This is a genomic window from Amycolatopsis sp. N2S4-7 (assembly GCF_058119595.1).
Window position 1 is genome coordinate 2,230,541 of the sequence record NZ_CP172299.1, and the last position, 11,817, is coordinate 2,242,357.

7 protein-coding genes and 1 pseudogene are annotated in these 11,817 nt (G+C 72.4%); 3 read left to right on the top strand and 5 right to left on the bottom strand.

Translation table 11 applies throughout. The features are described 5' to 3' along the window. Positions 1–156: 156 nt before the first annotated feature. Positions 157–1,521: a HAMP domain-containing sensor histidine kinase gene (locus ACH54P_RS10335; protein ID WP_489912137.1), complete on the bottom strand. Its 1,365-nt coding sequence runs from the start codon at positions 1,519–1,521 to the stop codon at positions 157–159. Further along, a complete protein-coding gene (locus ACH54P_RS10340) occupies positions 1,518–2,195 on the bottom strand; it encodes a response regulator transcription factor (RefSeq protein WP_489912138.1) in 678 nt (225 codons plus the stop codon). The genes ACH54P_RS10335 and ACH54P_RS10340 overlap by 4 nt, the downstream gene beginning before the upstream one ends. A gap of 167 nt (positions 2,196–2,362) precedes the next feature. On the opposite strand from ACH54P_RS10340, the gene ACH54P_RS10345 reads away from it, so the two are divergent. Then, the gene (locus ACH54P_RS10345; RefSeq protein ID WP_489912139.1) at positions 2,363–3,610 is read left to right on the top strand and encodes a bifunctional glycosyltransferase family 2/GtrA family protein; all 1,248 of its coding nucleotides are present in this window, start codon (positions 2,363–2,365) and stop codon (positions 3,608–3,610) included. After that, the gene (locus tag ACH54P_RS10350) at positions 3,607–5,715 is read left to right on the top strand and encodes an ArnT family glycosyltransferase (protein WP_489912140.1); all 2,109 of its coding nucleotides are present in this window, start codon (positions 3,607–3,609) and stop codon (positions 5,713–5,715) included. The genes ACH54P_RS10345 and ACH54P_RS10350 overlap by 4 nt, the downstream gene beginning before the upstream one ends. A gap of 163 nt (positions 5,716–5,878) precedes the next feature. Here ACH54P_RS10350 and ACH54P_RS10355 read toward each other — a convergent pair. From ACH54P_RS10355 to ACH54P_RS10365, 3 genes and pseudogenes are all read right to left on the bottom strand, one after another. Continuing rightward, positions 5,879–6,097: pseudogene (locus tag ACH54P_RS10355) on the bottom strand (oxidoreductase); the annotation flags it as partial. Between the two features lie 208 nt (positions 6,098–6,305). Then, complete coding sequence (locus ACH54P_RS10360) at positions 6,306–6,815, bottom strand: STAS domain-containing protein (RefSeq protein WP_489912141.1); 510 nt, start codon at positions 6,813–6,815, stop codon at positions 6,306–6,308. A gap of 268 nt (positions 6,816–7,083) precedes the next feature. After that, on the bottom strand, positions 7,084–9,495 hold the full coding sequence (locus ACH54P_RS10365) for a phosphoketolase family protein (RefSeq protein ID WP_489912142.1): 2,412 nt from the start codon (positions 9,493–9,495) through the stop codon (positions 7,084–7,086). 705 nt (positions 9,496–10,200) lie between these two features. Here ACH54P_RS10365 and ACH54P_RS10370 point away from each other — a divergent pair. Continuing rightward, positions 10,201–11,742 carry a B12-binding domain-containing radical SAM protein gene (locus ACH54P_RS10370; protein WP_489912143.1) on the top strand — a complete coding sequence of 514 codons (1,542 nt, stop codon included), beginning with the start codon at positions 10,201–10,203 and terminating at the stop codon, positions 11,740–11,742. Positions 11,743–11,817: the final 75 nt, after the last annotated feature.

Consider the following 11,817-nt stretch of genomic DNA (forward strand, 5'->3'; position numbering starts at 1 on the left):
TGGGCGTGCAGGTCAGCGTCGGGGGTGTTCCGTTGCCGTCACGGTGCCGGAGGGAGCGGGTGACGACCGTCGAGTTCGCCGCGTTCCGGGGCCGGGCTCCGGCATGGCACCCGTGAACCGCCGCCGCGGAGTACACAAAGGACTGGGGTGACGCGGTCAGGCCGGCAGCTCGACGACCACCAGCGCACCCCGCCCGGCCGGCGGATCCTCGAACCGGGCGCGCCCGCCGTGGGCGGCCGCGGTGTCCGCGACGATCGCCAGGCCCAGGCCTGACCCCGGCAGGGCCCGGGCCGCCGGGGCCCGCCAGAACCGCTCGAACGCGGGTCCGCGATCCGCTGCAGCGACCCCAGGGCCGGCGTCGGCGACGCAGATCCGGCCCGGCGTCGAGCGGACCGTGACCACGGACCCGGCGGGCGAGAACTTGATCGCGTTGTCGAGCAGGTTGAGGACCATCCGCTCCAGCGCGCCCGCGTCACCCCGGACGGACCACTCGGCGCTTTCGACGTCGAACGTGTGGTCCTGGGCGCGGCTCGAAGCCCGCCGGACCGCCTGCCGGACGACAGCGGCCATGGCGACGTCGGTGCTCTCGAGCTCGCGTTCGTCGCGGGCGAGCACGACGAGTTCGGTGACGAGGTCGCCGAGCTCCTCCGCCTGCACCTGCAGCCGGTCCACCGTCCGGGCGCGCTGCCCGGCCGCCAGCGGACGGCCGGTGCGCTCGCTGCGGGCCAGCAGGTCGATGTTGGTGCGCAAGCTGGTCAACGGCGTGCGCAGCTCGTGGGCCGCGTCCGCCACCAGCGCCCGCTGGCGACGGCGGGAGTCCGCGAGCGCGCCGGTCATCGCGGCGAACGCGCGGCCCATCCGGCCGACCTCGTCGCGGCCGGACACCGCGACCGGGAGCTCGAGGTCCTGGGTCCGGGCGATCTCCTCGGCGGCGCCGGTCAGCCGCGCCATCGGCTCGAGGGTCCGGCGGGTGAGCAGCAGGCCCGCCGCGGCCGCGAGCGCCGCACCCAGCACCGATACCACGACCAGGACGTTGCGCAGCCCGGCCAGCGTGCTCTCGACCTCGGCGAGACTGCGCGAGATGGCCAGCACGTTGCCGTCGCCGGCCGGGCCGAGCAGCACCCGCACCGGCGTGCCGGACTGCGTGTGACCGTCCCGCAGCGTCACCGTCCGCGTCGTCCGGTCCGACGGCTCGAGGACGACCGAGTCCACCCCGGCGGGCGAGCACGTCGTCCCGTCGGCCTTGAGCAGCTGGACGCCCTCGAGGAACCGCTGCAGCGGACGTCCCCCGTTCACCGCGCGGCACAGGTCGGCCCAGTCCGGCTTCGGCAGGGCGGGGTCCTCCGCGCCGGGGGGCGGCAACCCGCCGAGCAGCGTCTCGTCCAGCTGCGCGCGCAGGTTGTGCTGCGTGGCCACGTAGGTCACGGTGCTGATCGACGCGATCGCCAGCGCCACGATCGCCGCGGTGATCAGCGCGACGCGGCTGCGCAGCAGCATCCGGCGCTCTCGGCGGCGCTTCACGGCACCCGCAACACGAACCCGACACCGCGGACGGTGTGCAGCAGCCGGCTCGCCCCGCCCACCTCGGTCTTGCGCCGCAGGTACCCGACGTAGACGTCCAGGTTGTTGGTGCGGCTGGGTTCCCTCCCCCACACCGCCTGGCGCAGCTGGTGCTTGGTCAGGACCTTGCCCGGTGCGTCCAGGAAGGCCGTCAGGAGGTCGAACTCGGTCGGCGTCAGCTCCATCCGCAGCTCACCGCGGGTGACCTCCCGGGTGTGCGGGTCGAGCTCCAGGTCCGCGAACCGGCGGACCTCGGGCACGGACCGGCGGCCGCGGTTCTGCTTCAGCAGCGCCCGGACGCGAGCGAGCAGCTCCTCCAGGGCGAACGGCTTGACGAGGTAGTCGTCGGCCCCGGAGTCGAGGCCGGTGACGCGGTCGCCGAGCGCGTCGCGTGCGGTGAGCATCAGCACCGGCAGCCGCTCCCCAGCCGCGCGGATGCGCCGGCACGTCTCCAGGCCGTCGACCCCGGGCATCCTCACGTCGAGGATCACCAGGTCGGGCTTCTGCTCGCCCGCGACGGCTTCGAGCGCCGTCGCCCCGCAGGTCGCCGTGCCGACGGCGTAGCCCTCGAACTCCAGGCTGCGCTGAAGGCTTTCCCGCACGTCGGGATCGTCGTCCACCACCAATAGCCGCACCCGGCGGAGGCTACGCGGCCAGCCTGTGCGTGAGCTGTAGATCCACTTCTCACGATTCTCTCAGAGGAATTCCAGGCGCTTCTCACGATCGGTAGCCCACCGTATGAGCAACGTAACCGGTCACACAGCGTCGTGCTCGGCCGCGAACCAGCGAGAACGGAGGAAGCATGTCGGTCGGCGCGACCGGGGGTCTGCGGACCTCCCCCGAACACCGTGCTGCGACGGCCACGGTGGACATCGTCGTCCCGGTCCACAACGAGGAACGGGCCCTGCCGGGCTGCGTGCACGTGCTGCGGGAGTTCCTCCGCGACCAGTTCCCGTTCGACTGGAGCATCGTGATCGCCGACAACGCGAGCACCGACCGGACCCGGGAGGTCGCCGAGGCGCTCGCCCGCGAACACGGCCCGGTCCGCGTGTGCCACCTCGACCGCAAGGGCCGCGGCCTGGCCCTGCGCGAGACCTGGCGGGCCAGCACCGCCGACGTCGTCGTGTACATGGACGTGGATCTGTCCACCGGGCTCGACGCGCTGCTGCCGCTGGTGGCTCCGCTGGTCAACGGGCACTCCGACCTGGCCATCGGCTCACGGCTGGCCCCCGGGGCACGCACGGTGCGCGGGCCGAAGCGCGAGTTCGTCTCCCGCTGCTACAACGGGCTGATCCGGCTGAGCCACGGCGCCCGCTTCTCCGACGCGCAGTGCGGGTTCAAGGCCGCGCGCACCGACGTGATCCGGCCGCTGCTGGACCACGTCGAGGACGATGCCTGGTTCTTCGACACCGAACTGCTGCTCCTGGCCGAGCACAACGGGTTGCGCGTGCACGAGGTGCCGGTCGACTGGGTCGAGGACACCGACAGCCGCGTCGACGTCGCCAAGACCGCGCTCGACGACATCCGCGGCCTGGTCCGCGTCGCCCGCGCGAAAGCGGCCGGCACGGCCCGCGTGCCCGGTCTGCCCCGCCGTCCCGCACCCCGCCCGGCCCACCCCGACGCGGTGCTGGGCGCGCCCGGCGGCGGCCGGCTCTGGGAAGTCCTGTCGTTCGCGGTGATCGGGGTGATCTCCACCGTCGCGTACCTCGTGCTGTACGGGCTCTTCCGGCTGTGGTGGCCGGTGCTGGTGGCGAACCTGGCCGCGCTGGTGCTCACCACGCTGTTCAACACCGAAGCCAACCGCCGCTTCACGTTCGCGGGCGCGGACGTTCCCCGGCGCAAGGCGCACCTGCAGGGGTTGGTGGTGTTCGGGCTCTACTACGCGTTCACCTCGGCCGCGCTGCTCGCGCTGCACGGGTTCGACCCCGAACCCGGACGCGCGCTGGAGCTGACCGTGCTGTTCGCGGCCTCGGTGCTGGGCACCGCGGGCCGGTTCGTGCTGCTGCGCAGCTGGGTCTTCCGCAAGGACAACCGAAAGGACGAAGCATGACAGTCGCCGCCGAAGCCGCGGCACCCGCCGGCCGGGTCGGCGTCCCCTCCGGGACGCGGTGGCGGGCTGGGGCGCTCGCCGGGATCTGCGTCGCCGCGGGTCTGCTCTACGCGTGGCGGATCGGCGCGGGCCGGCTGGGCAACGCGTACTACTCGGCCGCCGTGAAGTCCATGACGGGCAGCTTCACGAACTTCCTGTTCGGCTCGTTCGACCCGTACGGCGTGTTCACCGTGGACAAACCGCCGATGTCGCTGTGGCCGCAGGCGCTCTCGGTGCTGGTGTTCGGTTTCCACGGCTGGGCGCTGCTGCTGCCCCAGGTGCTCGAGGGCGTCGCGGCGGTGTTCCTCCTGCACCGCACGGTGCGGCTCTGGGCGGGCGGGAACGTCGCGCTGCTGGCCGCGCTGATCCTCACGCTGACCCCGATCACGGTCGCGATCAACCGGGACAACAACCCGGACACGCTCCTCGTGCTGCTGCTCGTCGCGGCGGCCTACGCGTTCACGCGCTCGGTTCAGGCGGACGCGGGCCGCGCGCGGACGAAGTGGCTGCTGTGGTGTGCCTTCTTCGTCGGCTGCGGGTTCGTCACGAAGATGATGCAGGCGTGGATCGTCCTCCCCGGGTTCGCGCTGGCGTACCTCGTCGGGACCAGCGCGCCCGTCAAGCGGCGGATCCTCGACCTGCTCGGGGCCGGTGTCGTGCTGCTCGCGTCGTCGTTCTGGTGGGTGGCGCTGCACGACTGGTGGCCCGGGGCCAAGCCGTACATGGGCGGCAGCACCGACGGCACCGCCTGGAACCTGATCTTCGGCTACAACGGCTTCGGCCGGATCTTCGGCGGCGAAGGCAACCTCGGCCCCGGTGGCGGCGGCGGACCGCGTCCGGACCTGCCCGAGGGGATGACCCCGCCGTCCGGGATGGGCGGCGGCCTCCTCGGCGGCGGCACGGGTCTCGGCCGCCTGTTCGGCACGTCGGTCGGCGGCCAGATCTCGTGGCTGCTGCCGCTGGCGCTGTTCGTCCTGGTGGTCGTCGCCGTTCACGGTGTCTCACGGATGGCGGCGAAGCAGGCGGGTGACCCGGCCCGGCGGGCCGGCTGGTTCGCGTGGGGCGGCTGGCTGCTGGTGACCGCCCTGGTGTTCAGCTACGCGCAGGGCATCTGGCACCCGTACTACACGACGATGCTCGCCCCGGCGATCGCGGCGATCTCCGCGGCCGGGCTGGCGCGGTTCTGGCGCGCCTACCGCGGCGACGGGGCTGCCGGGTGGCTGCTGCTCCCCGCCGCGGTGGGGCTGACCGCGGTGTGGGCCTTCGTGCTGGCGAGCCGCGACGCTTCGTGGCAGGGCTGGACGCGCTGGGCGGTCCTGGTGACGGGGGTGGTGGCGGTGGCCGCACTGCTCGCGGCCCGGCTCGCCGAGGCCCGCCGCGCGGTGCTCTCGCGAGTCTCCCTCGTGCTCGGGCTGGTCACCTTGCTGCTGGTCCCGGCGGTGTGGTCCACGGCGACCGCCGCGACCGGCGAGAACCTCGGCGCGATGCCTGCGGCAGGCCCGAGTGGCGGTTTCGGCGGCCTGCGACCGGCCGACCTGCCGCAGCTGCCCAGCGGCTTCCCGGGCGGCACCGGCGCGGGCTTCCCCGGCGGCGGCACCGGCGGCTTCCCGGGCGCCGGGCGGCCGTCCGGCGGTTTCGGCGGCATGGACGGCGAGCTCACCGACGAGCAGCGCCGCGTACTGGCCTACGCCAAGCAGCACCGCGGCGGCGCGGAGATCACCTTGGCCGTCAACAGCTCGGCGAGCATGGTGGCGGGCTTCATCATCGGCTCCGACGAGACGGTCATCGGCATGGGCGGCTTCATCGGCACGGACGACTCGCCGTCGATCGGCCAGCTCCAGCAGTGGACGGCCGAAGGCAAGCTGAAGTTCGTCCTCGCCGGAACCGGCGACAGCCGCGGCGGCATGCCGGGCATGAACGGCGACGCCGGGCTCCAGCGGCAGCAGTGGATCGAGCAGCACTGCACCGCGGTCGCCCCGGCAGCCTACGGCGGGCAGGCCGCCCAGCAGACCGAACAAGCCGGGCCGATGGGCGGTGCCCAGACCCTCTACGAGTGCCACAGCTGAACGGAACAACGGAACAACGGGCTACTGCAGCACGGCCAGCGCCGCCGGGGTGAAGGGCGTGATTTCGTCCTCGCGCCGCGCCCGAAGGGCCGATGGCGGGCGCGCCCGGGTGGGGCGCCGTCCCGGCTTTGCGGGTCATGCCGACGTGCTGGAGCTGGGGGAAGATCACGCCGCCGGCGGCGTGGACGGCCTCGACAACCCGGGACCAGCCGGCCAGCGCGGCGTCGCCGTACATGCGCGACACCTGGTCGTGCTCGCCGGCGGACGGGTGCCCGACGTAGGTGCCCTCCGTGATGATCAGGCCGGCGCCGCCGGCCGCCCGGCGGGTGTAGTAGGCGGCCACCTGCTCGCCGGGCGACTGCCCGCGGGTCATCGGCGCCATGGCGATCCGGTTGGGAACGGTGAGCTCGCCGAGCGTGAGCGGGCGGGACAGGACGCGGGAAGCGCGGGTGGCCGGCGTGAGCGTGCGGGCTCTGCGGTACTACGACGAGCGGTCCGGGCGCAGGCCAAGAACGGGACTCACGGTTTCGAGCCGCGATGCCAGGTGCGGCACGGTCGGCTCGGCCCTCGCTGCTCGTACCGGCCCTTGGTCATGGCGACCAGGCACGCGGACCCCTGGGCCGCGGGGCGGCGACGGCGGCCGCGCGCGAGGTGTGGATCACCAGGGTTTCGTGCAGCCGGGCGATCTGCAGCGGCCGCCACGTCGATCGCGTCGTCGCCACGATGCGCAGATCGGTCTGCGGGCCGGCGCGCCGGTGGCAGGCGAGCAGCACCTCGAGTCCCGCCGAATTCAGGAAACTGACCTGCGCAAGGTCCACCACCAGCCGCCGCGGGGCGCGGCGCACGATCAGGTCGAGGGCCCGGTCGACCTCGGGCGCGGTGTGCAGGTCGAATTCGCCGTCCAGGGCCAGGATCGCGGTGCGGCCGATCAGTTCCTCCGACAGCTTCAGCCCGGGCGGGAGCGACGGTGCCCCGTGCGGGCCGAACATGATCAGCACCAACGGTTCCGCTGCGAGGTCGTGACGACGGCGGGTGGCCAGCGCGCTGAGTTTCATGGGTTCGCTCCAAGCATCGCCGTGCGGCCTCGTCACGTCGGACACTGCACGGGTCCGGTGCGGACGTTCAGTCATCGGCTGTCGGTCGTCGCAAGAGCGGGGGCTCGGCACTTCGGCGCTGTCCGCCGCAGCATACCGCACCCCGGTACTGGTGAGCCTGGTCGTTCAGCCCAACTTCGTTTCCTGGCAGGCGAACGCGGGTGATCCGCGTCGTCCTCGGACCCACACCGGCCGGTTCGCGTGGCCGGGGGCTCCGGCCCCGCAGGACCGGGAGCCCCCTGGCGATCGCGTCCCGAGCTGAGCCGAACGCCGGTCAGCCGGCCCAGGTCCAGCCGCGGATTTCCGGCATGTCCTCGAAGTGTTCACGGATGTAGCCGTGGTGGCGGGCCAACATCGCGTGACAGTGCTCGGCCAGTCCCACGCCGCCTTCGGGGACCCGGGCGGACCTGCGCAGGGCTTCGAGGACGAGGTGGTAGCGGCTCATCCGGTTGAGCACGACCATGTCGAACGGCGTCGTGGTGGTGCCCTGCTCGGTGTAACCGCGGACGTGGAACCGGCCCGGCTCGGGGCGGCCGTGCAGCAGCTGGTGCACGGCCCGGGGGTAGCCGTGGAAGGCGAACACGACGTCGGTGGTGGCGGTGAACAGCCGCTCGAACTTCCGGTCACCGAACCCGTGCGGGTGGTCGCCGGGCGGGAGCAGGCCCATCAGGTCGACCACGTTGACCACCCGCACCCGCAGGTACGGGACGTAGTCGCGGAGCAGCCGGGCCGCGGCCAGGACCTCCAGCGTCGGCACGTCACCCGCGGCGGCGAGCACGATGTCGGGTTCGCCGTCGGTCGTCTCGGTGCCGGCCCAGTCCCATGTGGACGCTCCCGCGGCGCAGTGGGCGGCCGCTTCCTCGAGTTCGAGGTACTGCAGGTGCTCCTGCTTGTCGGCGACGATCAGGTTGACGTGGTCGCGGCTGCGCAGGCACTGCTCCGCCACCGACAGGGTGGTGTTGGCGTCCGGCGGGAACCAGAGGCGCACGACAGCGGGCGCCGGCGGGATGGCGATGTCGATCAGGCCCGGCCCTTGGTGCGAGAAACCGTTGTTGCGCCAGCAGGTCGAGGTCAACAGGACGTTGAGCGACGCGACCGAGCGCCGCCAGGGCAGGTCCGCGGCGTGCTGCAGCCACTTGGCGTGCTGGATCAGCATGGAAGCCGACACCATCGCGAACGCTTCGCAGGTCGCGAACACGCCGTGCCGGCCCGACAGCAGGTAACCCTCCAGCCACCCCTGGCACAGGTGTTCCGAGAGCACCTCCATGACCCGGCCGTCGGGTGAGACGTGGTTGTCGGTGGTGAGGATCGGCGCCTGCAGGCAGCGGTCGGTGGCCTCGAAGACGGCACCCAGCCGGTTGCTCGCCGTTTCGTCCGGGCAGAACAACCGGAACGTGCCGCCGCCGTCGGATTCGCGCGTACTGGCGCGGTAGATGTCGCGCAGCAGCTCCCCGAACGGACGGGTGTTGCCGTGGTGCACGACACCGGGCGCCGGCACGGTGAGCGCGTACGGTGCCAGGGCGGGGATGTCGAGCCGCTGCAGCAGCCGGCCGCCGTTCGCGTACGGGCTCGCGGACATCCGCTTGTCCCCGTGCGGAGCGAGCGCGGCCAGCTCCGGGACGAGCCGTCCGGTGAGGTCGAACAGGGTTTCCGGGGCGTAGGACCGCAGCCACCGCTCGAGCGACCGGAAGTGTCCGATGTCCTCCCGGACCAGGGTCAGCGGAACCTGGTGCGCCCGGAACGTCCCTTCGACGACGGCGCCGTCGACAACCTCCGGGCCGGTCCAGCCCTTCGGCGTCCGGAGGACGATCGCCGGCCAGCGGACCGGCTGGAACGGCTCGGCCGCGCCGGTGCGAGCCTGCTGCTGGTTTTCGCGGATCCGGTCGTGGGCGGCGGCGAGGACGTGGTGCAGGTCGGTGAACACCGCGGCGGGGTCGTCCCCGGTCACCACGACCGGGTCCCAGCCCTGCGCCGTCAGCAACCCGAGCACGTCGGTGTCGTCGGCCCGGCCGAGCACGGTGGGCCCGGCGATCTTGTACCCGTTGAGGTGCAGGATCGGCAGCACGGCACCGTCGCGGCGGGCGTTGAGGAAGGCGGGGATCTTCCAGGACCCCGCCAGCGGGCCGGTCTCCGCCTCACCGTCCCCGATCACGCAGGCCACGATCAGGTCCGGGTGGTCGAACGCGGCGCCGGCGGCGTGGGCCAGGGAGTAGCCGAGTTCGCCGCCCTCGTGGATGCTGCCGGGCGTCTGGACGCCGCCGTGGCTCGGCACGCCCCCGGGCGTGGCGAACTGCCGCACCAGCCGGGTCAGCCCGCCGATGTCGCCGGAGACGGCCGGGTACGCCTGGCCGTAGGTGCCTTCGAGGTAGGCGTTCGCGAGCAGCGCCGGTCCGCCGTGGCCGGGACCGGCGACGTAGACGCAGTCGGCACCGGTCTCGCGGATGAGCCGGTTGAGCAGGGTGTAGATCATCGACAGCCCGGGGCTGGTGCCCCAGTGCCCGAGCAGGCGCGGCTTGATGTCCTCCACCGAGAGTGGCTCGCGCAGCAGCGGGTTGTCCTGCAGGTAGATCTGGGCGACGGTCAGGTAGTTCGCCGCGGCCCACCACCTCAGGTCCAGGTCCCGCTCGTGCTCCTCGTACGCCGGAGCCGTGGTCGTGGTGCCGGTCAAGGTCGTGGTCTGCTGCATCGCCGTGGCCTTCCGCCAGGTGGGTCGGGCCGGCCGGTCAGCCGGCCGGGCTGGTACCGCTCACGCGGACCGCGGTCACCCCGGGCACCGCCTGCGCCGGCACGGTCCCGGCCGGCGGCTCGGGCGGCTCGGCGTCGCCGCGGTACCGGGCGTCGCGCGGGAACCGGTCCCGCCCGGTACGAGGGGGCCGCTCATGACGTCGCGTGCCTGCATCGAAGACCTCTTCCGTCGGTCTTCACGCTAGGGGCGGGGCCGCGGGTGCGCTGCGGTCGTTCGTCACCGATCGCGAGGTCCTCCGGCCCCGGGCGATCTCCAGCCCTTCCCGCGCGGACACGACCAGCACCCGCACGGCCTGCCTTCGGCGGCCAGGCGCCCGGAACCGGCCCGCACCCCGAAGATCCCCAGCCGCCCGCAGAGCTCGGCCGGCAAGGCCGGCTGGTGTCCTGGCCGCGCGGGACCGCGGCACCCCGACGCCCGCACCGCGATCGACGTCCCGCACGTCACCACCGGTGCCGGTCATCCCGGCCAGGCCGCTCCCCCGGTCGAGCGCGTCGAGCTCGAAGCGCGTCATTCGGAGCCGGTTCGGGGGGTATAGTCGTCGCTGATCGCCGCGTTCGCCCCAGTCCCCGGTGACGTCGCCATCGGCTTCTCGCTGATCGTCGTTTCCGGCCGGCCGGCCCGGCCGGCTGTCGAGAGGACCCCGCGGTGCGAATCGGAATCCTCGATCTCCTCGGCCCACCCGCCCGGCGCCCGGTGGACTTCGCCTACCAGCTGTTCATCACCAAGCAGTACGCGAGTATCACCCCGCAGGCCATCTCGGTGTGGTGCCGCCGGCAAGGGCACGAGACCTTCTACGCCACCTACTACGGCCGCGGCCGGCCGCACCGCCTGCTGCCCGCCGACCTCGACGTGGTCTTCATCTCCTGCTACACGCAGGTCAGCCACCTCGCCTACGCGCTGGCCAAGCTCTACCGCCGGGCCGGCGTCCGCACCGTGATCGGCGGCCCGCACGCCAAGGCCTTCCCCGTCGACTGCCTGCGCTTCTTCGACCTGGTCGTCCGCGAATGCGACCCGGAACTGGTCACCGACATCCTGTCCGGACAGTTCGCGCCGGGCACCATCATCTCGGCCGGCCGCCCGTTCGACGACGTGCCGACCGTCGAAGAACGGATGCCCGAAATCCGCGCGTCGGCCTTCTTCTGGGGACGCAAACCCCTGCTGCTGTCCGCCGTCCCCATGCTCGCCAGCATGGGCTGCCCCTACCGGTGCGACTTCTGCATCGACTGGAACAGCACCTACCGCCCGCTCCCGGCCGACCGGCTCAAGGCCGACCTGCGGTACCTGGCCCGGCACCTGCCGAACCGGCTGATCGTGTTCCACGACCCCAACTTCGCCGTGAAGTTCGACCAGGTCTTCGAAACGCTCGAAGCCCAACCGCCCGGCCGACGCCCGCCCTACATCATCGAAAGCTCGCTCACCGTCCTGCGCGGCGACCGGCCCCGGCGGCTGAAGGAAACGAACTGCGCCATGGTCGCGCCGGGCGTCGAATCCTGGACCGACTACTCGAACAAAGCCGGCGTCGGCCGGACCGGCGGGACCGCGAAAGTCGAACGCGTCGCCGCCCACTTCGCCCAACTGGCCGAGAACGTGCCGTACCTGCAAGCGAACTTCATGTTCGGGCTCGACACCGACCAGGGCGACGCACCGGTCGAGCTGACCAAGCGGTTCATGGACCTGACCCCGTTCGCCTACCCCACGATCAACATCCCGGTCCCCTTCGGCGGCACCCCGCTGCACGACGAACTCACCGCCACCGGCCGCATCCTCGCCACCATGCCGTTCAACTTCTACTACGCGCCCTACCTGGTCACCACGATCAAGCACTACGACCCGATCACCTACTACGAAAAACTCATCGACCTCTACACGCACGCCGCATCCCCCGCGATGCTGCGACGGCGGCTGCGGACCACCTCCAACCGCATCATCGGCTACGTCCACCGGGCGCGCACCGCGGGCTTCCGCTCCGACATCGCGAGTTTCCGCCGCATCCTGGGAATGCTGCGATCCGACCCGGGATTCCTGGCCTTCCACGAAGGCCGGGCCACCGCCCTCCCGGAGTTCTACCGCCGCGTCAGCGAACGCATGCTGGGCCGCTACGCCGAACTGCTCACCCTCGCCGACCGGACGCCCGACCTGGCACCGGCCGAGCCCCCGCCGCACCATCTCAGCATCGAGAAGCGATAGCCGAGGGCAACCACCCTGACGGCGGCTGGTGGAGGCCTCCACCGACCGTCCGGTCAGGATCGCCTTGGCCCAGGC